The organism is Nonomuraea sp. KM88, from assembly GCF_052245635.1.
GTDB lineage: Bacteria > Actinomycetota > Actinomycetes > Streptosporangiales > Streptosporangiaceae > Nonomuraea.
This window is the reverse complement of the sequence record NZ_JBQQCC010000016.1, coordinates 25,578-51,813: the sequence shown is the minus strand read 5'-3', so window position 1 is coordinate 51,813 and position 26,236 is coordinate 25,578. Positions and strand designations below refer to the sequence as shown.

Sequence of the window (26,236 nt, the reverse complement as noted above, 5' to 3'; positions counted from 1 at the left end):
CTCCCCATGAGAACACCCCCCAAGAGCGGGCTGGCGGCCTCGGCCCTGCTGCTCGCGGTGACCGGCTGCGGCCTGCTGGGCACCGGCGACACGTCGGCGACCGGCGCGGGCGGCAAGATCACGATCACTCTGGCCGGCCCCAACCAGTGGAACGCCAGCGGCAGCAGCTTCGGCCCGGCCTGGGAGGCGCTCGTCGACTCCTTCGAGAAACGCGAGCCGGGCGTCGAGGTCAAGACCCAGGTGCTGCCCCTCGACGGCTTCTCGCAGACGATCACCACCCAACTCGCCGCCGGCACCGCGCCCGAGCTGGTCTTCAACCAGCCGCCGCACAAGGCTCACGAGGTGCACGCGCTCGACGCCGAGCTGCAGAAGCCCAACCCGTACGTGCCGGGCAACCAGCGCTGGATCGACGTGTTCAGGAAGGAGTACTACGGCCCCGGCGTCTCCAAGGCGCTCAGCAAGGAGAGCGGCAAGCTGGAGTACATCCCGTTCAACCTGGTCGCGATCGGCCTGTTCTACAACAAGGACGCCTTCGCCAAGGCGGGCATCGAGCAGCCGCCGGCCACGTGGGAGGACTTCAGGTCCGCCTGCTCGAAACTGAAGGACGCCGGCTTCGACCCGGTCGCGCTCGACAAGGGCGGCCTGGCCGCGGGCTGGACGTGGGAGGCGGTCAGCACCCAGCTCATCGACAAGTACTACGACGAGTGGAACCAGTTCGACGCCACCGGCGAGCCCGGCAAGGCGCCGACCGTGACCGAGAAGTCGATGAGCAAGGTGATCAAGGAGGGCACGCTCACCACCAGGACGCCCGAGGTCGCCGAGTCGCTCAAGATCTACAAGGAGTTCTTCGACTGCGGCACCCCCAACTGGACGGGCGTGGCCGACGGCGGAGCGACGGTCGGCTACCGCGACTTCGTCTCCGGCAAGGCCGCCATGTCGTGGGGCACCGACTTCGCCGTCGAGGCGCTGAAGGCGGACGCGAAGTTCCCGCTCGGCACGATGCCGTTCCCGACGATCACCAAGGACACCACGTCGCTGTCGACGGACGCCCCCGCCCGTTACGGCGCGTCGATCGGCGGCACCAGCTACATGATCCCGTCGACGGTCAAGGACGAGAAGTACGCGGCGGCCGTCAAGTTCCTGCAGTACATGAGCTCGCCGGCGATCAAGCCGTGGCTGGACGCGACCGGCGGCCTGCCCGCCGTCGAGGGTGTCGAGCCGTCGGCCGAGACCGCGGGGCTGCTGGAGGGTGAGTGGGGCAAGCCGTTCCGGGTGACCGCGCTGCCCGGCGGCCCCGAGGGCACCTCGTTCCGCGACGTGTTCGACGGCTACCTGCTGGGCGAGCGCTCGCTGGAGGCGGAGCTGGCCGACCTGCAGAAGTGGTGGGAGCGCGGCATCGAGGCCGGGATCAAGAAGAACGCCTGGGGCGACGAGGACTGGGCCAAGTAGGAGGTAGTTGACAATGCGGTTATTGATCGCCCTGGCGCTGGCCGTACCGGCGATGTTCGTGAGCCTGCCCGCGCACGCGGCGGCCCCGCGCGAGGGGACCGGCGGGGTGACCGGAGTGGAGGTCGGCGAGAGCGTGGTCACCATCACGGGCACCGCGTCCGGGCAGGTCGAGCTGTACGCGCTCGACACGTGGCAGGACACGCACACCGGAGAGACGCCGGTCGCGACCGTCGAGGCGGGCGAGTTCCGTGTCGAGGTGCCGCGCATGGACGGAGACCAGGACCGGCTGTACGACAAGTTCCTCGCGGTGGGCGCGGAGGGGCCGCTGGGCGAGGTGCACTATGCCGACCAGTTGAGCTTCGCGTCCACCAGTCAAGCCCCATATCCCGAAATGTCGGGCAAAAAGGGTCTGCAAGTGCAGATGTCCGATGATGCCGAGGAGATCGGCGTCCAGCACGCCGGCATCAACCTCGCGCTCGACTCGGTCATGATGGCCGGGCCCGGCGAGCCCGGCAACACCATCGAGTTCGTCTCCCAGGGAAAGACCTACTACTTCGACCGCGGCGCCGTCGCCGGGCTGGACGCCCAGGTCAAGCCGCTGTCGGACAACGGGATGCTGGTCAACCTGATCATCCTCGTCTACAACAGCACCGCCCCCAACTCCGCCGCCCGCACCCTCATCCACCCCGAGGCCGAGCTGGGCAAGGGCACGGTCTACGCGTTCAACACCAAGACGGCCGAGGGCGAGGCGCACTTCACGGCCGCGATGGAGTTCTTCTCCCAGCGCTACAGCCGGGCCGACGCCAGGCACGGCCGGGCATGGGGCTGGATCGTCGGCAACGAGATCGACGCCCAGCAGTTCTGGTACAACATGGGCCCGCAGGAGCGGGACGTCTTCCTGGAGCAGTACACCCGGGCGATGCGGCTGACCTGGCAGGCCGTGCACAAGGCCGACGCCGCCGCGCGCGTCTACACCTCCCTCACGCACTTCTGGACCGGCGCGGCCAACGACGACCCGAAGTACACCTACAAGGGCCGTGACGTGGTCGACGGGCTCAACGCGCTCACCAAGCGGCAGGGCGACTTCGACTGGAACATCGCCTACCACCCGTACCCGGAGAACCTCTTCAATCCGGCGTTCTGGAACGACAAGACCGCCACGGACGGCTTCGACACGATGCGGATCACCTTCAAGAACATCGAGCTGCTGCCGCGCTACCTCGCCCAGGACCACCTGACGTACGGCGGCGAGCGGCGGCGGGTGATCCTCTCCGAGCAGGGCCTGAACTCGCAGGACTACTCCGACAAGGAGCTGAAACTGCAGGCCGCGGCCTACGCGTACGCCTACTACAAGGTCGCCTTCGCCGACGGCATCGACTCCTTCATCCTGCACCGGCATGTCGACCACAAGCAGGAGGGCGGGCTCCGGCTCGGGCTGTGGACGTGGGACGAGGAGCACACGGCGGCGTCCAACGCGGGCGAGCGCAAGCCGATCCACGAGGTGTTCGCCGGCATCGACACCGAGCGGTCGCTGGAGGTGACCGAGTTCGCCAAGGAGATCATCGGGATCTCCGACTGGAAGGACGTCATCCCCGGCTTCGACCCGGCCGAGCTGGCCGTCAGGAAGCCGCCGGCCACGGTCGGTGTGCAGCTCGACGCCAAGCCGGTGGCCGAGCGGGTGATCTCCGATTTCGAGACGGACACCGGCGGCTGGCGGCCGTCGGACAACGCCGCCGGGGTGGAGCGCGTCGCCGTCGACGGCGGGCACGCGCTGCGCGTCCGCTTCGACCGCGACCTGCCCGGCTGGTCGCAGTACGCCAAGTCGTACAAGGGCGCCGACGTGGTGTTCGGCGAGCCGCTCGACGCCACGCGCACGTCGCGGCTCTCGGTCTCGATCAGGGTGCCGGAGAACGCCGACGACGGCTTCAAGCCGGGCAACGCCTTCTCCGCCAAGATCCGCGTGTACGGGCGCGACGGCGCCGTGGCGGAGGGCGTCGGCGCGATCGACCCCGCGCTCGGCTGGAACCGGCTCACGCTCGACCTGTCCCGCTGGGCCCCGCGCGAGGCGATCTCCAGGGTCAAGGTGTGGGTGCGCGGCTCGGTCGGGTCCGACTGGGCGGGCTCGTACGAGATCGACCGGCTCGGCCTCGCCACCACCGCGGTGCCCGGCCCGGACCGGCGCAACATCGACGTCACCGCCGCCACCGCCGAACGCGGCCGGATCGGCTCCACGGTCACCTTCACCGTGACCAACCGGGACGTGCTGCCCATGGCGGGCAAGGTCCGGCTCACGTCCTGCGACGGCGTGACCGTCGACCCGGACGCGCTGCGGGTGACCGGCCTGCGCACCGGCGCGAGCCGTACGTTCGAGACGAGGCTGACCGCGTACGAGCCGGCGGACCAGGAGCATCCGGTCGTGTGCGCGTCCTACTCGCGCCAGGAGCAGCGGGTGACGTTCCGGCTGCCGCCGGAGGCCGGTTCCGTGCCGCCATCCCCTGACGCCTTCGCCAACCTGGAGCTCGACGAGACCTTCGACAGCGCCGGGGACTACCAGGTGCACCGGGCGGAGCCGGAGAACGAGGAGCTGCCGCAAGTGACGTACGCGGACGGCGCGCTGTCGGCCGCCCACCCGTCGGCGGGCTGGTTCGGCCTGATGTCGTCGAGCGTGTCGCCGCGTAACCCGGCGTTCAGCACGGCGATCACCATCAGGAAGTTCCAGGGCGACTCCACCGACATGGACACCGTCTACGCGGGCCTGGTCCAGGACGGCAGGACGGACGTGGTGGCGTTCTACGTGAACACCCAGAAGTCCGTGGGCTTCGAAGTGCGCGGACCCCAGGTGCCGGGCGGGCTCGCGGTCTTCGGCGTCAAGCAGGGCGTGAGCATTCCCGACGGCGGCCGGTTCGCGCTGTCGCTGGTGGGCGACCGCGCCGCCGTCTACGCCGACACCGGGTCAGGCTGGGAACTCGTCACCGCCGCCACGCTGGAGCACCTGCCCGCGCTGTCGGACCCGGAGGTGCGGGCCGGCTACCGGTACGGATTCGGCGTGCGCGGCGACGCGGGGGCTGGCCCGCTGCAGCTCGACGCGGTGGAAGGACGCAGCATCTCGTGAGGTTCGCGGCCCGGGGGCCGGCCGGCGGACCCCCGGGGCCAGGCGAGGGCTCGCGCCGGACCGCTCACAACCAGTCGTGTTCGCGCGCGTAGCGTGCCGCTTCGTGCCGGGTCCTGGTCTGGGTCTTCTGCATGGCGTTGGAGAGGTAGTTGCGCACCGTGCCCTCCGCCAGGTGGAGCCGGGCGGCGATGTCGGCGACCGAGTAGCCCTCGCCGGTCGCCCGCAGCACATCGATCTCCCGGTCGGTCAGCGGGCAGTCGTCGACGACGGCGAGTGCGGACACGTCCGGGTCGATCCAGCGTTTGCCCTCGTGCAGCGTCGTGATGACCGAGGCGATGTGCGCCGGTTCCGCGGACTTGCTGACGAAGCCCTGCACCCCGAGTTTCAGCGCCTTGCGGAGCACGCCGGGCCTGGCATGGCGGGTCACCATGAGGATCACCTGGTCAGGACGTTCCTTGCGGAGCTCCGCGACCGCGTCGAGCCCGTCCATGCCGGGCATCTCCAGGTCGATGACGAGCACGTCGGGCCGGTGCCGCAGCGTGGCCTGTACGGCCTGCTCGCCCCCTTCGGCTTCGGCGAGCACGGTGATCTCGCCTTCGAGGGGCAGCAGCGACGCCAGCGCCTTGCGGAGGAGGGCCTCGTCGTCGGCGAGCACCACGGTGGTCATCGTCGTCCTTTCACGCGTCAGTGGCCGGCGTCCGACCGGCCGCGCGGGAACGCCGCAGCCGTGAGGTCTTCACCACGTGCAGCGTGTGGCCCTGGATGCCGTGACACCGGAGAGCCGGTCCTTCGCCCACCCACACGACGGGCACCAGCCCGGTCGCCACGCCCGGACTCAGGACGAAGAGGCTCATCATGTGCGGCTCCGGGCTCCAACGACAAGGGTCTTCCGCCAGTATTCTGCCGTTTCGTCCGTCTCGACAGTGACGCTGCGTCATGTCATCGCGGAAGAAACGTCATGGTCCTGTCATGACGCGGTCCCACTGGTGGACGAGCGTGGCAACGGATGGGATCAGGTGCATGGCCTCCACACCAGTCATCGACGTCGAACGTCTGAACCTCAAGTACGGCGACTTCCACGCCGTGAAAGACCTGTCCTTCCACGTGCGGCCCGGGGAGTTCTACGCCCTGCTCGGCACGAACGGAGCGGGCAAGACCTCGACCCTGGAGGTCGTCGAAGGCCACCGTACGCCCAGCTCGGGCACCGTGCGGGTCTTCGGGCAGAGCCCGCGCGACCGGCGGGCGGTGCGGTCCAGGATGGGCATCATGCTGCAGGAGAGCGGGTTCTCTCCCGACCTGACGGTGAGGGAGTCCGTACGGCTGTTCGGCAAGCTCTCCCAGCGCACCGACAGGGTCGAACGCGTGCTCGGCGTCGTCGACCTCACCCGCAAGGCCGGTACCAGGGTGTCGCAGCTCTCCGGCGGCGAGAAGCGGCGGCTCGACTTCGCCACCGCCGTGTACGGAACGCCCCAGCTGCTCTTCCTCGACGAGCCCACCACGGGGTTGGACATCCAGTCCAGGGACGACCTGTGGGACGCCGTGGACAGGCTGCGCGACGACGGCTCGACCATCGTCCTCACCACGCACTACCTGGAAGAGGCCCAGCAACGCGCCGACCGCATCGGGCTCATGCACCGAGGGGCCTTCCACAGGGAAGGGACCGTCTCCGAGCTGACCCGGACCCTGCCCGCCGCCATCCGCTTCTCCCTGGCCGCTCACGCACCCGTGCTGCCGCTGCAGGCCACGCGCGAGAGCGACGGGACGTTCCGCATCGAGACCTTCGGCCTGCAGAAGGACCTGCACACCTTGCTCCGATGGGCGCAGGACCACGCCGTGGAGCTGGAGGGGCTCGAAGCCGGGCCGACCCGGCTGGACGACGTCTTCCGCGCCCTCGGCAGCGACTAGACCACCCCTCTCACCGAGAAAGGGACATTTCGCCATGCTCTCGATCGCTCTCAGCGAGCTCGTCCAGATCTTCCGGAACCGGCTGGTTCTGGTCACCAGCCTCGTCATGCCCGTGGCGGTCAGCTCGTTCTTCATCTACCGGCACGACGTCTTCGCCGCTCTGGGCAGCCTCGGATACATCGCGGCGGTGGTGATGTTCACCGTGGGGGCCTTCGGGCTCTACGCCACCACGGTGACCACGCTGGCAGCACGCCGGCAGAACCTCTTCCTCAAGCGGCTGCGCTCCACCGCGGCGGGCGACACCGGCATCCCCTCCGGGCTGCTCCTCCCGATCACCGTCATCTCGCTGCTCCAGGTGGCCGCGATCATGACCGTGCTGGCCACGGTCGCGGGCGCGCCCGACAACGTTCTCCTCCTGGCGGCGGCCGTGCTCGCGATGGTGATCATGATGCTCGGCCTGGGACTCGCCACGGCGGGCCTGACGAACTCCGCCGAGCACGCCCAGGTGACCACGCTGCCCGTCAGCATCGGCACCATCGCCGTGGCCAGCTGGGTGGGGATCTCAGGCACCGAGGAGCTCGCCCTGCTCAAGCGGCTGCTTCCCGGCGGCTCGGCCACCGAACTCGTGGTCAACGCCTGGAACGGCGGCGTCCCCCTCGCGGACTCCCTGCTTCTCCTCGGGCCCACGCTGGGCTGGGTCATCGTGGCCGTCACGCTGGCCTCCCGCATCTTCCGGTGGGAGCCCCGCCGGTGACGTACCGCCATTCCCGCAGGTCCGGTAGGGCGGGTATACCCTTTCCCCATGACCCGGCAAGACCTCGCCACCCTCGTGCACCTGAGGCGGGCTCGGGATCTGATCGACCGCGAATACACCCGCCCGCTCGACGTGCCCACGCTGGCCCGCCACGCTCTCATGTCGCCGGCGCACTTCTCGCGGCAGTTCCGGGAGGCCTACGGCGAGACGCCGTACAACTACCTCATGACCCGCCGCGTCGAACGCGCGATGGCGCTGCTGCGCACGGGCGTCAGCGTGACCGACGCGTGCATGGCGGTGGGCTGCACCTCGCTCGGCTCGTTCAGCTCCCGGTTCACCCAGCTCGTGGGGGAGACGCCGAGCGCCTACCGCGCGCGGGAGCACCGCGCCGTGGCGGCGATGCCCCCGTGCGTGGCGAAGGTGCACACCCGGCCGACCAAGGACGCGCCGAGCAGGATCGAAGAAGCGGACAGCGAGCCGGTTACCTAACGTTTTCCGCATGACCATCTCACTCCACAACTGCCACATCACCGTGCACGACGTCGACGAGGCGCTCACCTTCTACCGCGACGCGCTCGGCCTCGAAGTGCGCAACGACGTGCCCTCCGGCGAGGGCCGCTGGGTCACCCTCGGCAGCCCCGGCCTGCCGGCCCCCGAATACGTGCTCTCCACCCCGCACTCCGGACGGTCGGAGGCCGACGGCGACGCCCTCCACGACCTGCTCACCAAGGGCCTGCTGCCGATGATCGTCTTCCGCGCCGACGATCTCGACGCGACCTTCGAAGCGGTTCGCGAATCCGGCGCCGAGGTGCTGCAGGAGCCCATCGACCACCCCTGGGGAACGCGCGACTGCGCGTTCCGCGACCCGTCGGGCACCATGGTGCGCATCGCGCAGGCCCCGAAGGTCTGAGCGCTGTTTCCTGGATCAGGAGGAGTGCGCCTTCACCGCCCCCGGACCGCGTAGGTCAGATGGGTCACCCGGTGCGTCGGCTCCGCGCGGACCGGCTCCAGGGCCACGCGGCCCGCGTCCACGCCCTCGAACAGGCGGATTCCGGAGCCGAACAGCACGGGTGAGAGCGCGATCGAGAACTCGTCGACCAGGCCGGCGTTCACGTACTCCAGGATCGTCGCGCCGCCGCCGGCGATGCGGACGTCCCGGTCGCCGGCGGCCTCGCGGGCCTGGTCGAGCGCGGTCTCGATGCCGTCGTTGACGAAGTGGAAGGTGGTGCCACCCGGCCGCTCCCACGGGTCACGCTTCTCGTGCGTCACGACGAAGACCGGCGTGTGGAACGGCGCCTCCTCCGGCCACATCCGCTCGCCGGCGTCGAACATGCGCTTGCCCATCACGCTCGCGCCGGTGCGCTCGAACGTCTCCCGCACGATGTCGTTGTCGCGCCCTTCCTCGCCGCCCGCGCCGAGCTTCAGGTTCTCCCGGAAGAACCGCTGCGGGAAGATCCACCGCTGCAGTTCCATCCACTGCCGCCCCATCAGGTCCCCGAGGGACTCGGGTGCGATGAAACCGTCCAGCGACATCGACACGCTGAAGAACACCTTCCCGGCCATCAGTCCTCAGCTCCCTTCCGAACGATCTCGGTGACGTAGGCAGCCAGGTTGCTCAGGGTCTGCCGGCCGCCCTCGATCGCGTGGTATTTCTCGACCGCTTCGTCGCGCAGTTCCTTGGTGGGGAACACCGTGCGCATCTCGATCCGGGTCGCCGCCCCGTCGGGTGCGAACGCGAGGACCGACTCGAAGGCGTTCGGGTCGCCGCGGTGTTCGCCGTGCAGCAGCGTGATCCGCTCCGGCGTGGCGATCTCGGTCCAGGTGATCCACTCCTGGTAGTCCGTCCCGTCCGGTCCGTGCATCACGAAGTCCCACTCCCCGCCGACGCGGAACTCGAAGGATCGCGTGGTGGTGGTGAACCCCTCCGGCCCCCACCACCGCGACAGGTGCCGGACTTCGGTGAATGCCTTGAACACCAGCTCCCGCGGGGCGTCGATGACCCGGGAGATCACGATCTCGCGGTCGGCCGTCGCCGACTGCGCCGGCGCTCCGTGTCCCTGCTCGCTCATCAGTTACCGCCTTCTTGCCTTGCCTGCTTGAGGTCCTGCACGTACGCGTCCAGCCGGTCGAAGCTCTCGTTCCAGAACCGCTCGAACCCGCCGGTCCACTCGTGGATGGGTCGCAGCCCGCGGGCGTCCAGGCCGTACAGGCGCTGTTTGCCTGCCTTGCGGTCCCGCACCAGCCCGACCTCCCGGAGCACCCGCAGGTGTTTGGACGCGCGCGGCTGGGTCATCCCGAGCTCCTTGGCCAACTCGGTCACCGGCCGCTCACCCGCCCGCAGCAGCACCAGGATCTCCCGGCGCTGCGGCTCGGCGATCGCGTTGAAGACGTCCGACGTCGTCGCTGCTCGTGCCATGGACAGCAATCATATGCCGATATAGGCATGCGTCAAGTCGTAGGCATCGGGCGGTCGTGATCCTCACCCCGCGACGCCGGGCGTGAGGACGGCGGAAGCGAGGATCAGCGGTTGCGCGGCACGTCCTTGACGAACACGATCCCGTCGTTCCCGGTCAGGTGAGCCGGGTTCAGCGGGAAGTAGCCGTACCAGGGGGACAGGCGAGGGGCGGGCGGCTGGTCGCCGACTGCGGCGGCCAGCAGGCGGGCGTCGACGACGTAGTGGTCGTGCGGGATCGTGGCGAGCAGCCCTTCGAGGGTGTCCGGGGGAGGGGCGCCCACCCCCTGGTGCCGGATCGTGCCGATGGCCGTGGCCAGGAAGGCGTACCCCTCGCCCAGGCGGGCGCTCACGAGCGCGCCGGCGCTCCACCATTCCGGCCGCAGGTCGCCCAGCCGCATCGTGCTCTTCTCCCGCTGGAGATGGGCGTTGTGGGCGTGGACCAGCGTCGGGCCCCGCTCGGCGAGCGCGAGGAGGTTGGCGGCCATCATCGAGTCCCGAAGGCCCAGCAGCCGCGCCACCCGGCCCGGTGCGGTGTCGGCCATCCAGAAGTGGTAGCGCAGCAGGCCGGTGGCGGTGCGCCCGTACAGGCGCGCCCGGTCCCAGTCGTCGCGCGAGGACGCCGCCATCAGGTGCGGCGTCTCGGCGTCGAGCAGCGCCACCAGGTCGTCGGCGAGCAGCCGCAACTCCCTGGACTCGGCCGACCGCCCCGAGGACCGGGACGGGTCCATCATCGCGGCGGGCTCGGTCCACCGGTCGTCGGCCCCCAGCAGGCGGTCGAGCGTTTCCGCGGAGCAGGGGAGCAGATCCGGCTCCAGCCGGGCCGCGAGGTAGCCGTGGAGCGCGGTGATGGCCTGCCGGGGGCTCGCGGCGCCGGTCATCTCCAGCGGGCCGTCGAAACCGGCGAAGCGCAGCCGCTCGGCCGCGGGCCGGCCGTCGTTGTACGCGCGCATCCAGCGTACGAGCTCGCGGTTGGCCGCGGACGCACCGAACCCGTGGCTGAACCCGCGCTCCATGACCTCGTCGAGGCTGCCCGTGCCCGAGCTGACGTGGTCGTCCACCACCAGGCCCGCCATGCAGTCGCTCTCGATCGCGATCGAGCGGTAACCCTCCTGCTCGACGAGCTGCCGGAAGAGGTCGTTCCGCTGGTGGAGCAGGATGTCCTCGCCGTGGGTGGGCTCGCCCAGGGCGAGCAGCCGCGGGCGGGCCGGCAGCAGCCTCATGATGGCGGCGGCCTCGACGGCATGGGCGATGTCCTGGATGCCAGTGGCCATGCCTTCAACGGTATCGCTGAACCTCAGGTGGAGACTTTTCCGCGCCAGCGCCTGCCGGAAGGGCTGAAAGTCTCAAGCCGTATCACTCCTCCTCCTTGAGCCGTTCGAAGACGAGCTGGGTGCGGCGGACGGCGCGCACCCCGTACACGTCGGCGATCAGGTCGGGGGTGAGGACCTGGCCGGGCGGGCCGCCGGCGAGAACGCGGCCGGCGCTCATGACGTACAGGCGGTCGCAGAACGCGGCGGCCTGGTTGAGGTCGTGCAGCACGGCCAGCGTGGCGACACCAAGCTCGCGCACCAGGTGCAGGATCTCCAGCTGGTGGCGGATGTCCAGGTGGGAGGTGGGCTCGTCGAGCAGGAGCAGGCGGGTCTCCTGGACCAGGGCCCGGGCGATGAGCGCGCGCTGTTTCTCGCCGCCGGACAGGGTGGCATAGACGCGGGCCTCCGCGCCCGCGAGCCCGACGCGGTCGAGGGCCCGCGCGCACCGCTCCTCGTCGGCGGCGGGGACCCGTTCGTACGGCGTGCGCCCCATCAGCACGACCTCGCCGACGGTGAAGTCCAGCTCGGAGGGCGTCTCCTGGGCCACGACGGCGGTTCGCCGGGCGGACTCGCGCCAGGACAGCCCGTGCACGTCGTCGCCGTCCACGCTGATGAGCCCGGCCGAGGGACGCAGCGCCCGGTAGATCGTGCGCAGCAGGGTGGACTTGCCGCATCCGTTCGGGCCGACGAGGGCGACGAACTCGCCGGCGTCGACCAGGAGGTCGGCCTCGTGCACGATCGGGCGGCCGTCGAGGCGCACGGAGACGCCGCGCAGGTCGAGCATCATGCGACGGTCACCGCCCGGTCGACCGAGCGCCGGCGCAGCAGCCACAGGAAGAACGGCACCCCGAACAGCGCGGTGACGATGCTGAGGGCCAGTTCCTGCGGCGCGTTGACGGTCCGCGCGGCGACGTCCACGAGCTGCAGGAACGCCGCGCCGAGCAGAGCCGTGACCGGGAGCACCCTGCGGTGGTCGGCGCCGACGAGCAGGCGGGCCGCGTGCGGCACGATCAGCCCGACGAACGCGATCGCGCCGCTGGTGGCCACCAGGACGCCGACCAGCAGGGAGGTGAGGACGAAGAGCGTGATCCGCAGGCGGTGCACGTTCACACCGAGGGAGACGGCCGTCTCCTCGCCGGCGGTGAGCGCGTTCAGCTGGCGGTGCTGCAGCAGCAGGTAGACCAGGCCCGCGACCAGGACGACGGTCGGCAGCGGCAACATGTGCCAGCGGGCCCCGCCCAGGCTGCCCATGAGCCAGAACAGCACCTGCTGCGCCGCCCGTCCGCTCTGCGCCTGCTGCAGCACGAAGCTGTAGAGGGCCTGGAAGAGGTACGCCAGCGCGACCCCGGCCAGCACCAGCCGTGACGGGGTGAGCCGGCCCGAGCGCTGGGCCAGCGCGTACACCAGGCCCAGGGCCAGGAGCGCGCCCGCGAAGGCGGCGCCCGACAGCGACAGCCCGCCCAGCGTGGAGGCGCCCAGAATGAGCACGAGCACCGCGCCGAAGGACGCGCCGGACGAGATCCCGAGCAGGAACGGGTCGGCCAGCGGGTTGCGCACCAGCGCCTGCAGCACTGCTCCGACCACCGCCAGCCCCGCCCCGACCAGGAGCGCCAGCAGCGCGCGCGGCAGCCGGAACTCCCACACGATCTGCGCCTGCACCGGCGTCCACGTACGCGGGAGGAGGCCGGGCACCAGCCGGTCGGCGACGATGCCCCACGCCTGCGGCAGCGCGACGTGCACGGCGCCGATGCTCACCGCCAGCCACGTCGCGGCGACCACGGTCACGGCCAGCGCGACGACGAGCGCCGCGAACCGGCCGCCGCGCCGGCGAGGCGTTCCGGCGCTCGCGGCCTGGGCCGGCGCCTGCCGAGTCTCGCTGGTCATGAGGGGAACGCGCCGGGGTGCAGGAAGCGGGCGATGTCGGTGATGGCCAGGAGGTTGCGGTAGCCGGGATGCTGGGCCGCGACCGGCACGGGGAGCACCCGCTTGGCCCTGGCCGCGGGGCTGTTCCTGGCGATGGCGAGGGCGTCGGCGGTCTTGGCCTGCACGGTCGGCATCGTCTCGCCCCGTAGGGTGGCGTACTCGCTGACCAGGATGGCGTCGGGCTGCGCGGCGCTGATCTGCTCCACGCTGACCTCGGTGTAGTCGCCCTTGACGTCGGCCAGCACGTTCACCCCGCCGGCGGCGGTGATCATCTGGTTGGTGATGCCGGCGCCGCCGTAGGCGTTGACCGGGCCCTTGCCGCCGTCGGTGGCCAGCACCTTGACCGGTGGCCGGCCGGAGACGCGCTTGCGCGCGTCGTCGAGCCGGCCGCGCAGCTCGGCGGCCAGCTTGCCGGCGCGGTCGGACACGCCGAAGATCTTGCCGAGGTTGTGCAGGTCGGTGAAGGTGTCCTCGAGGGTGAACTCGAGCGTCTCCTCGGGGCTGCACCAGCCGCCCAGGATGTACACCGGCGAGCCCGCGGCGTCCAGCTCCTCCACGGTGGCGTAACCGCCGCCGGCGTCGAAGGAGGCCATCGCGTTGTCCAGGACGAAGTCGGCGCCCTGGGCGAGCATGACCTCCTTCTGGGGGAGCATGATCGTCGGCGAGATCTCCGGGATCTTGTCGTACGGCTCCTTCTGGCCGGGCAGGAACGCGCTCTCGGAGAAGTTCGTACGGCCAGCGATCCGGTCGCCCAGGCCGAGGGCGAGCAGCGTCTCCAGAGACGGGTGGTAGCCGGTCACGACCTTGGCGGGCGGCCGGTCGAAGGTGAGGGTGCGGCCGCAGTTCTCGACCGTGACGGGGAATCCGGGCGGTGGCGCCGCGGCGGAACCGGTCTCCTGGGTGGCGGGCGCCTGCCCGCAGGCGGTCAGCGTCAGGGCCGCCACCAGGACGAGCAACCTTCTCATGATCCGGCGGCCGCCTTCGTCGGCACGCTGTCGCGAGTGATCGGCATGGCTGGGGTGCGGCTCATGTGGTGAGTCTCCGGAGGTGAGAGGTCGAGCGATGGTGCGACGAACGACCTCATTCTGCACATATGCCGCAATTGCCAGCAAGCTGCATCAGCCTGCCGCACCTCGCCGCGCAGGCCCTGCTGCTCAGGAGATGCCGGTCAGGAGGCGCCGGCCGGGGCGGACCTCACCCCGGCTCCGCCAGCGCCCGGCGCCTGAAGCCGCTGGGCGACAGGCCGAACGCGCGGCGGAAAGCCCGGCTGAAGTCAGCCGGGTGGGAGAAGACCCAGGCCGCGGAGACGTCCTGGATGGAGACGCCCCGCAGCGCCGGATCGGCCAGGTCACGCCGGGCGCGTTCCAGCCGCTGCCGCCTGATCCAGGCGCTGACCGTGAGGTCCTGCTCGGCGAAGAGCCCGTGCAGGTGGCTGAGCGAGATGTTATGGGCGGCGGCCACCCTGCCGGGCGTCAGATCGGGATCGCGGAGATGCCACTGGATGAAGGTACGGATGCGCTGGTCGAGCACGTCCCTGCCGGACCGTTGCCGCATGCCGCCGTGACCGCCCTCCCCCAGATGGTGGAGCAGCGCGGAGACCAGCCCCACAAGCGCCATCCCCACCCGCGGGCCGTCGGCGGGCCGCAAGCCCTCCCGGTCGTTCCACACGTCGGTGACGAAATCGGCCAGCAGCCGGGCGATCCCGCTCGTGGCGGGAACCTCCCGGCACGTCAACCCGGCCGGCGGCTGCACGAGAGCCTTCGGGACGATCACGCAGGCGCTCCCCGACGCCCACCGGGTCCCGCGCGCGGGGCCGTACAGGAACAACGCGCCGCCCTCCTGCCGCCCCAAGGGGACGACCAGCGCGTACGCGTCCTCCTCCACGACCGGGACCTCCGGGTCGCCCACCAGGGTCAGCCCGCCGAGCCGAAGCCGCCGCGTCCCGATCACGGGGCCGCAGCCCTGGCCGCTCCGCAGGGCGCCACGCCCGCCGGGACGGTCGTCGTCTCACGGGGCACGCGGCTCCCCCTGTTCGCTCGATCGCACGGCATCGGGCGACCATCGTCAGGAGGTGCGGTGAACCGTCGCTGAAAGCGCTCTGAAACGGCTCGGTACCGGTCCCGGCAGTCCTGTGGAAAACTGCGTGACCATGACGAGCGAGCCCGAGCCCACGCCGTCCGGTCACCAACCGCCGCCACCCGACGGCTCGGCCACACCACAGCCCGAGCCGCTCGAGCAGGACGCGAGCGTTTACTGGACGCCTGCGCCGCGGACCGTGACGATCGCTTCCCGTGCTCTTCGTCGTCCCGGCGATCGTGCTGCAGTTCCTGCCCGGCAGCAACGCGTGGTTCCGCGCGGTCAAGGAGGGCTAGGGTCGCACCCGCCCGGTCCGTGACTCCAGATAACGTTGCTCGGCGATGCTCGCGGTGGCCTTCGCGGCGCGCCGGTAATGCTCGTACGCACCGGCCGTGTCGCCGGTCTGCTCCAGCAGGTGAGCCCGTACGGACAGCAGCCGGTGATGGCCGGCCATCCGCTCGTCGCCGTCCAACGTGGACAGCAGGGCCAGCCCCGCGGCCGGGCCCTCGGTCTCGGCGAGCGCGATCGCCCGGTTCAGCGTGACCATCGGGTTGGGCGCGATCCGCTCCAGGATCAGGTAGAGCGCGTGCACCTGCGGCCAGTTGGTCTCCTCCGCCGTCGCCGCGTCGGCGTGCGTCGCGGCGATGGCGGCCTGCAGCTGGTACGGCCCCAGCGCCGGGGCGGCCAGCGACGCCTTGACCAGCTCGATGCCCTCGTCGACCAGGGCGCGGTCCCACGTCGAGCGGTCCTGCTCGGCCAGCGGCACCAGGTCGCCCGCCGCCGTCGTACGCGCCTGCCTGCGGGCGTCGGTCAGCAACATCAGCGCGAGCAGCCCGGTCACCTCCCCGTCGCCGGGCAGCTGCGCGTGGACCGTCCTGGCCAGCCGGATCGCCTCGTGCGCGAGGTCGACGCGGTGCAGCTCGCTGCCCGACGAGGCGGTGTAACCCTCGTTGAAGATCAGGTAGAGCACGTGCAGGACGACCCGCAGCCGCTCCTCCCGCTCCGCGCCGTCCGGCAGGCTGAACGAGCTGCCCGCGGCCTTGATGCGCTGCTTGGCCCGGCTGATCCTGGCCGCCATCGTGGCCTCCGGCACCAGGAACGCGCGGGCGATCTCGGCGGTGGTGAGGCCCCCGACCGCCCGCAGCGTCAGGGCGGTCTGGGAGGCCGCGGTCAGCGTCGGATGGCAGCACAGGAACAGCAGCAGGAGCGTGTCGTCGGTGTCCGGCACGTCCTGCGGCGCCACCTCGGCGGCCGTCGCCGACTCCCGCTCGCGGCGCGCGTGGTCACTGCGCACCTGGTCGATGAGCCGCCGGGACGCGACGGTCACCAGCCAGCCGCGCGGGTTGCCCGGGACCCCCTCGGCCGGCCACTGCACGGTGGCGGCGAGCACGGCCTCCTGCACGGCGTCCTCGCACCCCTCGAACTGGCCGTGCCGGCGTACCAGCGTGCCGAGGACCTGCGGCGCGAGCTCGCGCAGCAGGTCCTCGACGGCCGGCGCCGTCATGCCTCCGACGGCCCGTCAGCGAACATGACCTGCCGCACCTCGACCCCCAGCCCCTGGATCGCGGCGTCCGGGATCCGCGCCGCCAGCTCGATCGCCCGCTCCTTGTTCTCGCAGTCGATCAGGTAGAAGCCGCCCAGGAATTCCTTCGACTCCAGGAACGGGCCGTCGGTGACCACGGGCTGGCCGTTGCGCACGGACACCACGGCCGCCTGGGACGGGTCGACCAGCGCCTGCGTGTTGATCAGCTCGCCGGACTCCTTCAGCGCCTCGATGAACCTGGCGTGACCCTCGCCGATCGCCGCCTTCTCCTCGTCGGTCAGCGCGTCCAGCACGGCCGGGTTGATGTGCATGCCGATCAGGAACTTCATGTCGTACTCCTCGTGTCGCGCGGAGCCCCGGCCGGGGCCCCTTCGACCGGTTGGTCGGAGCCGCCGCCGTCGCCTTGACATCCCCGCCGGAACTTTTCGGACGAGATCTGCTCGCCCGTCGCCCTGGCCCGCGATGTCGTCCTCCCTGTCGTCGCAGGATAGGCGAGCCGTGGGAGCGGACCGCGCCGTAAAGAAGCGATCTCCCGTGAGGCCGGGATTCAGGCCCGCGCGAGGGGGCAGGCGGCAATCCGATGACACGTCGTCCCAGCCGGGGAAGTGATGGCCATGGCCAGGACCGAGCACCTTCCCACCCCCGTACGCCGCCGCGACGGCCAGCCGTACGTGCGCGTGCGGGACCTCGAGCGGGACCTGAGGTCCCGCGTGGACGGAGAGGTACGCTTCGATCCCGGCAGCCGCGGCGCCTACTCGACCGACGGCTCCAACTACCGGATGGTCCCGCTCGGCGTGGTCGTGCCCCGCACGGTGGAGGCGGCCGTCGAGGCCGTGGCCGTCTGCTGCGAGCACCGCGCGCCGATCACCTCACGTGGTGGCGGCACGAGCCTGGCGGGGCAGGCCTGCAACGTCGCCGTGATCATCGACTGGTCGAAGTACTGCGACCGCCTGGTCTCCGTCGACGAGCAGGCCGCGACGTGCGTGGTCGAGCCCGGCATCGTCCTCGACGAGCTCAACCGGCGGCTCGCGGGCACCCGCCTGATGTTCGGGCCGCGCCCGTCCACCCACTCCCACTGCACGATCGGCGGCATGATCGGCAACAACTCGTGCGGCTCGACCGCCCAGGCCTACGGCAAGACCTCCGAGAACGTCGCCCGCCTGGAAGTCCTCACCTACGACGGGACGCGCATGTGGGTCGGGCCCACCAGCGAGCAGGAGTACGAGCGCATCCTCGCGGAAGGCGGCCGCCGCGCCGGCCTCTACCGGCGGCTGCGCGAGATCGCCGGCGAGCACGCCGGCGAGATCGTGACCCGCTTCCCCGACATCCCGCGCCGGGTGTCCGGCTACAACCTCGACCAGCTGCTGCCCGGCGGGCCCTTCGACCTGGCCAGGGCGCTGGTCGGCTCGGAGGGCACGCTGGTGACCGTGCTGCGGGCGGAGCTGAAGCTCGTGCCCGTGCCGGAGCACGAGACGCTGGTCCTGCTCGGCTATCCCGACGTCGTCGCCGCCGCCGAGGCCGTGCCGCGCGTCGCCGCCCACCGCCCGCTGCAGCTGGAAGGGCTGGACGACAGGCTCATCGGCGACGAACGCCGCCGGCACATGAACGCCGAGGCGCTGGCCCGGCTGCCCGAAGGCGGCGGCTGGCTGATGGTGTCCTTCGCCGGCCGCACCCGGCAGGAGGCCGACCGGCACGCCCACGCCCTCATCGGCGACCTGCGCGGCAGCAGGCACGAGCCGCACGTGTCCTCCTTCGACGAGGGAAAGGCCGAACGTCAGCTGTGGGCCCTGCGCGAAGGCGGGCTCGGCGCCACCGCCCGTGTCCCGGACATGCGGGTGACCTGGGAAGGGTGGGAGGACTCGGCCGTACCACCGGAGCGGCTCGGCGAGTACCTGCGTGACCTGCGCCGCCTGTTCACCGAGTTCGGCTACGGCGAGGCCGCGCTCTACGGGCACTTCGGGCAGGGCTGCGTGCACACCCGCATCCCCTTCGACCTGGTCACCGCCGACGGCGTCGCCGCCTTCCACGCCTTCCTGCGCCGCGCCGCCGACCTGGTCGTCTCCTACGGCGGCTCCCTGTCCGGCGAGCACGGCGACGGCCAGTCCAAGGCCGAGCTGCTCCCCGTCATGTTCGGCCCCGACGTCATGACCGCCTTCCGCGAGGTCAAAGCCCTCTTCGACCCCGAGAACCGGATGAACCCCGGCAAGATCGTCGCCCCGGACAGGCCCCCGAACTCGGCGACGGACGACCTGCGCCTCGGCAGCGCGTGGACGCCCGCGGAACCCGCCACGGCATTCGGCTACCCCCACGACGAGGGCAGCTTCCAATGGGCCGTGATGCGCTGCGTCGGCGTCGGCCAGTGCCGCAGCCACACCGGCGGCGTCATGTGCCCCTCCTACCGCGCCACCGGCGAGGAGGAGCACTCCACCCGCGGCCGGGCCCGGCTGCTGTTCGAGATGCTCAACGGTCACGCCGACACCCCCGTCGCCGGCGGCTGGCGCTCCGATGCGGTACGTGACGCGCTCGACCTGTGCCTGGCCTGCAAGGGTTGCAAGCACGACTGCCCGATGAACGTGGACATGGCGACGTACAAGGCCGAGTTCCTCGCCCACCACTACGCGCACCGGCTGCGCCCCGCGGCCCACTACAGCATGGGCTGGCTGCCGCTGTGGGCCCGCCTGGCCGCCTTCGCGCCGGGCGCGGTCAACGCGCTGACCCACGCTCCCGGCCTGGCCGGGCTGGTCAAGCGGCTGGGCGGCATCGAACCCCGCCGATCGTTGCCGGTCTTCGCGCGTACCCGCTTCAGCGACTCCTACCGGCGGCGGGGCCCGCGCGGCACCGGCGAGCGCGGCAGCGTGCTGCTGTGGCCCGACACCTTCACCGACAACCTCGCGCCGCGCATCGCGGCCGCCGCCGTCAGGGTGCTCGAAGCCGCCGGATACCGGGTGCTCATCCCGCCGCGCACCCTGTGCTGCGGGCTCACCTGGATCTCCACCGGCCAGCTCGGCATCGCCAGGCGGATCTTGCGCCGCACCCTGCGCACGCTCGCCCCGCTGTTGCGGCAGGGCATCCCCGTCGTCGGCCTCGAACCCAGCTGCACGGCGGTCTTCCGCGACGACGCTCTCGCCCTGCTGGCGCACGACCGCGACGCCGCACGCCTGGCCGAGCAGACCACGACGCTGGCCGAACTGCTCACGCGTGCCGACGGCTGGCAGCCGCCCGCCATCGACCGTGACGTCCTCGGCCAGCCGCACTGCCACCAGCACGCCGTCCTCGGCCACCAGGCCGACCAGGATTTGCTGGCCCGCGCCGGGGCCCGGCTGAGCACCGTGGGAGGCTGCTGCGGCCTGGCGGGCGACTTCGGCTTCACGGCCGGGCACATGGAGGTGTCACTGGCCTGCGCCGAGCATGAGCTGCTGCCCGCCATTCGCGGGGCCGGCCCGGACACGGTGATCCTGGCCGACGGCTTCAGCTGCCGTACCCAGATCAACCACACCGCGCCCGAACGCCGCCCGCTGCACCTGGCCGAGCTTCTCGCCGCCCACCTGACGCCAGGAGCCGACCCGGCGGCGTCGCCCCTCGCACGGCCGTGAATGCTCAGCCGAGGAGGCCGGGAAGGATGCCGAGCGACCCTCCGCCGCCCAGGATTCCTCCGAGGAGGTTGCCCACCAGGGCGAGCAGCGAGCTGAGCAGGTCTTCTGACGGGGCCGGAGCGGCGGCGGCGGGAGTGGCGAGTACGACGGTCAGCATGGCGCCGGTGGCCAGGATGGCGGTCATACGGGCGGTGGACTTCATGGTGCCTCCACAGGCAGTAACGGAAGTAATTATCGGTTACCCTATGCAAAGTTGATGTTGCTCACTGTGACCGCCTCGCCCGGTCTGCTCGTCAGGTGGGCCATTTCCGCCCCGGCGGCGAGCTCACACCGGATCGGGCAGGCTCATCGTCGCCAGCCGCGTCCGGTCGGCCAGGACCGTGACGCCGGCGATGGGCGCCGGCAGGCCGGCGAGACCTGGTGAGCAGGGGGCGTCGTTCGCCGGCGGGTGACCCGCCGTCCGTCACAACGGCGTGACCGGGCCGGCTTTCGGCACGTACACCAGGGCGTCGTAGGCCAGGGCGGGTGTCATCGTCACCGTGTAGGCCGAGCTCAGGTGGCTGTAGACCGACCGGAACGCGTCGCCGACGCTGCCCATCGGGATCTCCGAGGCGAGCAGTTCGCGGTTGCCGGGCCTGGCCGAGGCCCGCGCGACGTTGACGTAGCCCAGCGGCTCGTCGCCGAACAGCTTGGCCAGGGGCGAGTCGTGGCTCACGGTGAACCGCTTGCGCTGCCCGGAATCTTCGTCCTTGGCCACAAAGGTGCTCTCGCCGAACTCCGTGCCGATCGTGAAGTAGTCCTTGCCGTACGTCTTGGCCAGCCGCCGTCCCATCGACGCGAACGAGAACGCGGCGCCGCTCTTGTCGATGTGGCCGTTGTGGCCGCACACCATGATCTTCTTCCGTCCCTGGGATCTCTCCAGGGCGGCGATCCAGCCGACGTTCTCGGCCATCCAGGCGTCCCGCTTGCGGGAGTAGTCGCCCCCGGACACCTGCAACCGCGCGCCGCGCAGGATCGTCTCGGCGTGGTGCACGGCGAGCACGAACGATCCCTCGGAGGTGCGGCTCACGTACGTGTCGCGATGGTCCTTCATGTGGGAGACGAGCCGTTCGGCGGCGGTGGCGGCCGCGGTCACCTTCGCCTTGTCCTGGCTGGACCTGGTGGCATCGGTGAGGTCGGCCAGCGACTCCTCGGCGTGGCGGACCCGGGCGGGGTCGGCCGTGGCGAGATAGCGCAGCAGCCGTTCCTTGTTGCGGTCGTAGCGCTGCATGTCGAAGCCGTAGAGGCGCACCTTGTCCGCGTCGGGGAGAGCGGTGTTGTGGTCGTGGATCCATTCGATCAGATCCGCCATCTCGCGGGTCCGGTAGATGTCGAAGCCGAGCGCGGCGGCCGCGGCCCGCGCGCTGCCCTCGCCCTTCATGACATAGTCGTTGGCCGCCGCCGTGCCGCCGAAGTCGGCCTCCAGGGCGACCGTGCGGAAGCCGTGGTCCGTGACCAGCTTCCTGATGATGAGCGCGCGGGTCCGGACGAACTCCTTGTTGCCGTGCGTGGCCTCGCCGATCCCGACCACCCGTTTGCCGGCGGCGTCGGAGAGCGGGGCCCGGTCGAGGGGGACCACGGCGTCGGGCGTCACCCGGGAGGTGTCCACGCCTGCGCAGCCGGTGGCCAGCAGAGCGAGCAGGGAGAGGTTGGCGAGCGTTCGGGCGAGCTTGCGGCTCATGTGAATTCACTTCCTTGACGTCCGGGGAACGCCCGGCCGACGGTGAAGGGCACGCCGTCAGGCGCCCTCACGTCCTCGGGGAACTGGCTGACGTGGTCGAACTCGATCACGCGTCAAGTCCACAGGACGCGCGGTCACCGGGTCATCGAACCTGGGCCGAGCGCGGCCGTGCGCAGGGTTAGACCGGCCGCCCCGGTTGTGGACCTGCGGCCACCCGGATGGGGGCCTGGGTAGCGCGGATGCGCGGCACCGCAACCCTCGCTAGAGTTCTTTGCGATCATCGACGTTGATCGCGCCATCGATGGCTCTCGCCCTGTGGGGCTGCGGGCACGGCTGGGCGGTCGTGCAGGGTGGACACCGGGGGAGATGGGTTTGGCCGGCCGTAGCAGAGGGCGGCCGGGCTGGCTCCACGTGGGCGCGCTCGAGCGCCGGCTGACCCGGGCCTGGAATCCCGGCACCTTCCCGCCCGCCGAGGTCCTCCTGGCCATCATGACGTTGTCCGCCGTGCCGCGAGCCTTAGGGGCCCGCCTGGCCGCCCACCTGGACGGCGGCATCGTGGTCGGGCCCGGCGCCGTGCCCGACCTGCCCGGCTTCGAGGCTCTTCGCGGTGTCGCGCTGCCGGTCCAGCAGGGCGGCTGGGAGCGCAGCGCCGGCGTCTACGACCCCAACCGGCGGCGCGTCGGCGTCGGCAGCGTGCCGTCTCCGTCGGTCAGCGTGGCCGGGCACGAGCTGGGGCACGCCACGGATCATCTGGAAGGCATGCCGTCGCGCGGCGTGTTCTGGTCGCGGTTGCACGCGTCGCACGCGCCGCATCTGGCGCCGCCCTTCCGGCAGGACGCGGCCGAGCTCTATGCCGAGGCCTTCGCCTGCGTGCTCACCGGGAGAGCCCGCCGCCTGATCAGCTTATTCGGCGACGAGGACGCCGCCCAGCGTGCCTATCTATGGGTTTCGGGACGCTATGGGATGGGCTGACCGGATCTCCTTGCCCTGCTGAACGCGCGCGCTATTCTGAGGGGGGAACCGGTGACCGGTGCGACGGGAGGGACGCAGCTCATGACCGCCATCATGCTGGCCGGCGGAGTCCTGCGGGTGCCCGAGTCGAGCGTGTTGCCGGACGGGACCCGCGTGGACGGCACGCGCGACATCGCCCCTGACGCCCCCGACTACGCGACCTGGCTCCCGTACGTGATTCCCGAGGGAGCCGCGTGGCATGGCAACACCGACGACGAGAGCATCCTGGCGCGCTGGCGAGCGGCCGCCAGCGCCTGACCGGCGTCCCCGTCACGTTCCCGTAGCCGCCGGGCCCCCTCCTCCCAGCTCACCCTGCCGGACGGACCGGTGGCCGACGACCGACCGGCGCCTCGAGTGACGGCCGGGCACCCCTCGCTGCCCGGCCGTGCGCGATGACGCCGCCTCGAAGGGCATCAGCGGTTGGACGCCAGGCTGTGGACCGGGTGCTCCCCCTCGGTCTGCAGCCGGTACTCGTGGCCGGACTTGGCACGGTTGTCGTCGATGACCCGCTCGGAAGGCGCCTTCTCGCCGCCCATGATCGCCTCCTGCATCTTCTCGAAGCGTTCGTGCGCCTCCTGCACGTAGCCGGTGCCCAGGGTGGTGTAGTCGATCTGGGTGGCGATGAGTTCGCGCACGTACTGCTTGTTGGGCTCGAACGTCACCGGAGCGGGAAGCTCGGGCGCGAGCACCTGCTCCGGGTCGCGGCCGTCGTGCCGCTTGAACAGCTCGGCCGCCAGCCGCAGGTGCTCCAGTTCCATGTTGAGGTGGAGCTCCCAGATGTTCTTCACCTTGGGGTCGGACTCGGTCTCCATGAACGAGTGGTAGAGGTAGCACTCGTTGTACTCGTGGTTGAGCAGCATCTCCCACCAGCTCTCGCCGGGGTCGACCAGCGACTCGTAGTGGGTGACGTGTTCCTCCTCGACGAGGCCGATCTCCTGGTAGAGCTGCCGGGCGATGGGCTCCATGTACATCGGGCCGACGTTCATGTAGAAGTTCATGGTCTGCTGCTCGGCCGACATGATGGTCAGCGCGTGCAGCTTGGAGATGGGCGCGGCCGAGCTCCTGTCGTAGGGCTCGCGTACGTTGTCGACGGGGTTGCGGTGGTGCAGGTAGGTCGGCCGGCCGGGCATCACCTCGGTGAGCTGGTCGACGATCTTCTCGGCCTTGCGGTGCTCGATCATCTCGTAGAGGTTGGCGTAGCGGTAGAGGTGGTCGAAGTCCTCCAGCACGCCGAACTGGTAGGCCTGCTTCAGATACGCGTCCGGCTCCATCCGGGCCACCCACGCGGTCAGGTCGACGGCGACCTGCTCGTAGGCCATGGTGGTCTCCAGCACCGACGCCAGGCCGGGCAGCAGCCAGTTGACCGCCTTCTGCTGCTGCGCCTCGATGTAACGCACGCGGGCCAGTTGCTGTTTCAGCTCCACGTCGGGACAGTGGCGGGCGAGGTGGTGGCTGAACATGATCGCCTCCACCTCGATGCCGTTCATCGTGATGATCCGGCACCGCGTGTACGGGTCGGCGTGATCGGGATCGGTTGGCGTGACGTTGAGCTCACGCCAGTTGCGCAGCTGCTTGTCCAGCGGGATGCCCCGCTCCTGTAGCGGATTGAAGGTCATGTGCGTGCGCTCCTTCGCGCTGGTCAGAGAGGTGCGGAGGCCCCGCCCTACCCGAGGCTTCCCGGTCCGGTCTCTGCGCGCTCCCGCCCGAGATTCCGGATTCGGTAAGCATTTCCGCAGTCCTTGACGTGCGCCGGCGTGCCGCTCCTTCCGTCGGGTAGGCCACGCCTGGACTCGGAGGAGGATCGCCATGACCGACCAGAAGACGGCGCCGGAGACGATGGACGAGACGGACGTCATCGACCTGCTGCAGGCCCAGCACGGAATGATCCGGGACCTGTTCGACGAGGTCGAGCAGGCGCCCGCCGGCCGGCGCGACGAGGCGTTCAGCCGGCTGGTGCGGATGCTGGCCGTGCACGAGACCGCCGAGGAGGAGATCGTCCACCCCCACGCCCGCCGCACCATCGACGGCGGCGACGCCGTGGTCGACGACCGGCTCGCCGAGGAGAACGAAGCCAAGGAGATGTTGTCGCGGATGGACGAGGCGGGCCCGGACGCCCCCGACTTCCTGCAGAACCTGGCGACGTTGCGCGCCGCCGTCGAGGCGCACGCCCGCAGCGAGGAACGTTACGAGTTCCTCCAGCTCCGGGCCCACACCAGCCCGGCCGAGCGGCGCAGCATGGCCGCCGGGGTCAAGGCCGCCGAGGCTATGGCCCCCACGCACCCGCACCCGGGCACCGAGTCGGCCGTCAAGAACGTCCTGGTCGGGACACCGGTCGCGATGATGGACCGCGTCCGTGACGTGGTTCGCCAGGCGATGGGCAAGAATCCCTGACCGTGACGGCGCGGCCTCCGAGGAGGTCTCGCCCTCACCCGCGGGTGCTCGATACGAGCGAGTTCTCGCGGGCCGGCGAGACCTCGCCGCGGTAGACGATGACGACCGCGGCGAGGCAGACGCCCAGGCCGAGAGCGGTCTGCACGTGGAAGGGCTCACGGAACATGAGCGCTCCCCACACCGCCGTGACCGGGGCCATGAGGAACATGAGCGTGTTGACCTTGGTGACTCCGGAGCGCCTCAGGATGAGCCAGTACAGCCCGTACCCGCCGAAGGTGGACAAGGCCACCAGCCAGGTGATCGCGATCCAGAACGAGGTGTCGGCGGGCGGCAGCGCGGCTCCCGCGCTCACGGCCAGCGTGGTGAAGATGACGGCGCTGGTGGCGCAGTGCACGGTCATCGACACCGCGGGGGCGATCTGCGTACGGGAGCGGCCTTGCAGCAGCGTGGCCGCCACCAGCGAGAACATGCCGAGGAGCGGGATGAGATAGGCCCACCAGGAAGCGCCGGCGCCGGACGTGGCGTCGGCCAGGGTGACCACGGTCACGCCGGCCACTCCCAGCCCCAGGCCGAGCCACTGCTTGCGTGCGACGGGTTGATGCAGCAACGGTCCGGCGAGTGCTCCGGCGACGAGCGGCTGGACGCCGTCGATCAGAGCCGTGGTGCCGCTGGAGACCCCGAGCTGGATCGCGTAGTAGACGGTGAGCAGGTAGCCGCTCTGCGAGAGCACGCCGATCATGGCCTGCCGGGCGACGTCGCGCGCGGTGAGGCCTCTCCACGACGTTCCCGAGAGGGCGGCGATGGCCACCAGGACGACGGCCAGGGGCAGGAAACGCCACATCAGGATCGTGACCGCGGAGGCGGTGCCCACGCCGAGCTTCGCCCCGATGAAGCCGGAGCTCCAGCAGAGCACGAAAGCGATCGAGAGCAGGAGATTCACGACGGCGTCCTTAACTATACCGATCTGTATACCTTTCCCTTCACTATACAGATC

Annotated in this window: 25 protein-coding genes; 10 read left to right on the top strand and 15 right to left on the bottom strand. The window is 70.8% G+C overall.

What is annotated here, in order from left to right:
- The first annotated feature begins 6 nt into the window (after positions 1 to 6).
- On the top strand, positions 7 to 1,449 hold the full coding sequence (locus tag ACTWPV_RS36960) for an ABC transporter substrate-binding protein (RefSeq protein WP_347643445.1): 1,443 nt from the start codon (positions 7 to 9) through the stop codon (positions 1,447 to 1,449).
- Positions 1,450 to 1,462: 13 nt separating this feature from the next.
- Positions 1,463 to 4,561: a DUF5722 domain-containing protein gene (locus tag ACTWPV_RS36955; protein ID WP_443155457.1), complete on the top strand. Its 3,099-nt coding sequence runs from the start codon at positions 1,463 to 1,465 to the stop codon at positions 4,559 to 4,561.
- 64 nt (positions 4,562 to 4,625) lie between these two features.
- Here the strand turns inward: ACTWPV_RS36955 and ACTWPV_RS36950 are convergent, their stop codons facing one another.
- Entirely contained in the window at positions 4,626 to 5,228 is a 603-nt protein-coding gene (locus ACTWPV_RS36950; RefSeq protein ID WP_443155342.1) for a response regulator transcription factor, read from the bottom strand.
- A 353-nt stretch (positions 5,229 to 5,581) separates the two neighbouring features.
- Here ACTWPV_RS36950 and ACTWPV_RS36945 point away from each other — a divergent pair, with 353 nt between their 5' ends.
- Genes ACTWPV_RS36945 through ACTWPV_RS36930 form a run of 4 tightly spaced genes read left to right on the top strand, consistent with a single transcriptional unit; the run spans position 5,582 to position 8,130 of the window.
- Positions 5,582 to 6,466, top strand: coding sequence for an ATP-binding cassette domain-containing protein (locus ACTWPV_RS36945; RefSeq protein WP_443155341.1), 885 nt, complete (start codon positions 5,582 to 5,584; stop codon positions 6,464 to 6,466).
- A gap of 34 nt (positions 6,467 to 6,500) precedes the next feature.
- Positions 6,501 to 7,220: an ABC transporter permease gene (locus tag ACTWPV_RS36940; protein ID WP_443155340.1), complete on the top strand. Its 720-nt coding sequence runs from the start codon at positions 6,501 to 6,503 to the stop codon at positions 7,218 to 7,220.
- 48 nt (positions 7,221 to 7,268) lie between these two features.
- Positions 7,269 to 7,709, top strand: coding sequence for a helix-turn-helix transcriptional regulator (locus ACTWPV_RS36935; protein ID WP_443155339.1), 441 nt, complete (start codon positions 7,269 to 7,271; stop codon positions 7,707 to 7,709).
- Positions 7,710 to 7,719: 10 nt separating this feature from the next.
- Positions 7,720 to 8,130, top strand: coding sequence for a VOC family protein (locus ACTWPV_RS36930; protein ID WP_443155338.1), 411 nt, complete (start codon positions 7,720 to 7,722; stop codon positions 8,128 to 8,130).
- A gap of 32 nt (positions 8,131 to 8,162) precedes the next feature.
- Here ACTWPV_RS36930 and ACTWPV_RS36925 read toward each other — a convergent pair whose 3' ends face one another.
- From ACTWPV_RS36925 to ACTWPV_RS36880, 10 genes are all read right to left on the bottom strand, one after another.
- On the bottom strand, positions 8,163 to 8,783 hold the full coding sequence (locus tag ACTWPV_RS36925) for a dihydrofolate reductase family protein (protein ID WP_443155337.1): 621 nt from the start codon (positions 8,781 to 8,783) through the stop codon (positions 8,163 to 8,165).
- On the bottom strand, positions 8,783 to 9,289 hold the full coding sequence (locus ACTWPV_RS36920) for an SRPBCC family protein (protein ID WP_443155336.1): 507 nt from the start codon (positions 9,287 to 9,289) through the stop codon (positions 8,783 to 8,785). The genes ACTWPV_RS36925 and ACTWPV_RS36920 overlap by 1 nt, the downstream gene beginning before the upstream one ends.
- Positions 9,289 to 9,636: an ArsR/SmtB family transcription factor gene (locus ACTWPV_RS36915; protein ID WP_347616298.1), complete on the bottom strand. Its 348-nt coding sequence runs from the start codon at positions 9,634 to 9,636 to the stop codon at positions 9,289 to 9,291. The genes ACTWPV_RS36920 and ACTWPV_RS36915 overlap by 1 nt, the downstream gene beginning before the upstream one ends.
- Positions 9,637 to 9,740: 104 nt before the next feature.
- Entirely contained in the window at positions 9,741 to 10,946 is a 1,206-nt protein-coding gene (locus tag ACTWPV_RS36910) for an erythromycin esterase family protein (RefSeq protein ID WP_443155335.1), read from the bottom strand.
- A gap of 82 nt (positions 10,947 to 11,028) precedes the next feature.
- The gene (locus ACTWPV_RS36905) at positions 11,029 to 11,772 is read right to left on the bottom strand and encodes an ABC transporter ATP-binding protein (RefSeq protein ID WP_443155334.1); all 744 of its coding nucleotides are present in this window, start codon (positions 11,770 to 11,772) and stop codon (positions 11,029 to 11,031) included.
- Positions 11,769 to 12,869 carry a FecCD family ABC transporter permease gene (locus tag ACTWPV_RS36900; RefSeq protein WP_443155333.1) on the bottom strand — a complete coding sequence of 367 codons (1,101 nt, stop codon included), beginning with the start codon at positions 12,867 to 12,869 and terminating at the stop codon, positions 11,769 to 11,771. Before ACTWPV_RS36900 ends, ACTWPV_RS36905 begins: the two co-directional genes overlap by 4 nt.
- Positions 12,866 to 13,873, bottom strand: a complete 1,008-nt coding sequence (locus ACTWPV_RS36895) for an ABC transporter substrate-binding protein (RefSeq protein ID WP_443155332.1) — start codon at positions 13,871 to 13,873, stop codon at positions 12,866 to 12,868. Before ACTWPV_RS36895 ends, ACTWPV_RS36900 begins: the two co-directional genes overlap by 4 nt.
- Before the next feature lie 229 nt (positions 13,874 to 14,102).
- Positions 14,103 to 14,858 carry a helix-turn-helix domain-containing protein gene (locus ACTWPV_RS36890; protein ID WP_443155331.1) on the bottom strand — a complete coding sequence of 252 codons (756 nt, stop codon included), beginning with the start codon at positions 14,856 to 14,858 and terminating at the stop codon, positions 14,103 to 14,105.
- Positions 14,859 to 15,276: 418 nt separating this feature from the next.
- Complete coding sequence (locus ACTWPV_RS36885; RefSeq protein WP_443155330.1) at positions 15,277 to 16,488, bottom strand: RNA polymerase sigma factor; 1,212 nt, start codon at positions 16,486 to 16,488, stop codon at positions 15,277 to 15,279.
- Positions 16,485 to 16,856 (bottom strand): YciI family protein, encoded by a 372-nt coding sequence (locus ACTWPV_RS36880; RefSeq protein ID WP_347774481.1) that lies wholly within the window; start codon positions 16,854 to 16,856, stop codon positions 16,485 to 16,487. The genes ACTWPV_RS36885 and ACTWPV_RS36880 overlap by 4 nt, the downstream gene beginning before the upstream one ends.
- A 285-nt stretch (positions 16,857 to 17,141) precedes the next feature.
- Between ACTWPV_RS36880 and ACTWPV_RS36875 the strand changes: the two genes are divergently transcribed.
- Positions 17,142 to 20,120 (top strand): FAD-binding and (Fe-S)-binding domain-containing protein, encoded by a 2,979-nt coding sequence (locus ACTWPV_RS36875; RefSeq protein WP_443155329.1) that lies wholly within the window; start codon positions 17,142 to 17,144, stop codon positions 20,118 to 20,120.
- A 4-nt stretch (positions 20,121 to 20,124) separates the two neighbouring features.
- Here the strand turns inward: ACTWPV_RS36875 and ACTWPV_RS36870 are convergent, their stop codons facing one another.
- Positions 20,125 to 20,322, bottom strand: coding sequence for a hypothetical protein (locus ACTWPV_RS36870; protein ID WP_347643461.1), 198 nt, complete (start codon positions 20,320 to 20,322; stop codon positions 20,125 to 20,127).
- A 261-nt stretch (positions 20,323 to 20,583) separates the two neighbouring features.
- A complete protein-coding gene (locus ACTWPV_RS36865) occupies positions 20,584 to 21,840 on the bottom strand; it encodes an erythromycin esterase family protein (RefSeq protein WP_443155328.1) in 1,257 nt (418 codons plus the stop codon).
- Between the two features lie 372 nt (positions 21,841 to 22,212).
- On the opposite strand from ACTWPV_RS36865, the gene ACTWPV_RS36860 reads away from it, so the two are divergent.
- Together ACTWPV_RS36860 and ACTWPV_RS36855 are read left to right on the top strand one after the other, a co-directional pair.
- A complete protein-coding gene (locus ACTWPV_RS36860; protein ID WP_443155327.1) occupies positions 22,213 to 22,812 on the top strand; it encodes a hypothetical protein in 600 nt (199 codons plus the stop codon).
- An 81-nt stretch (positions 22,813 to 22,893) separates the two neighbouring features.
- Positions 22,894 to 23,109 carry a hypothetical protein gene (locus ACTWPV_RS36855; protein ID WP_347643464.1) on the top strand — a complete coding sequence of 72 codons (216 nt, stop codon included), beginning with the start codon at positions 22,894 to 22,896 and terminating at the stop codon, positions 23,107 to 23,109.
- A gap of 155 nt (positions 23,110 to 23,264) precedes the next feature.
- On the opposite strand, the gene ACTWPV_RS36850 is transcribed toward ACTWPV_RS36855, so the two are convergent.
- A complete protein-coding gene (locus ACTWPV_RS36850) occupies positions 23,265 to 24,467 on the bottom strand; it encodes a hypothetical protein (RefSeq protein ID WP_347643465.1) in 1,203 nt (400 codons plus the stop codon).
- 190 nt (positions 24,468 to 24,657) lie between these two features.
- Between ACTWPV_RS36850 and ACTWPV_RS36845 the strand changes: the two genes are divergently transcribed.
- Positions 24,658 to 25,242, top strand: a complete 585-nt coding sequence (locus ACTWPV_RS36845; RefSeq protein WP_347643466.1) for a hemerythrin domain-containing protein — start codon at positions 24,658 to 24,660, stop codon at positions 25,240 to 25,242.
- Positions 25,243 to 25,276: 34 nt separating this feature from the next.
- Here the strand turns inward: ACTWPV_RS36845 and ACTWPV_RS36840 are convergent, their stop codons facing one another.
- Entirely contained in the window at positions 25,277 to 26,182 is a 906-nt protein-coding gene (locus ACTWPV_RS36840; protein ID WP_347643467.1) for a DMT family transporter, read from the bottom strand.
- Positions 26,183 to 26,236 lie beyond the last annotated feature (54 nt).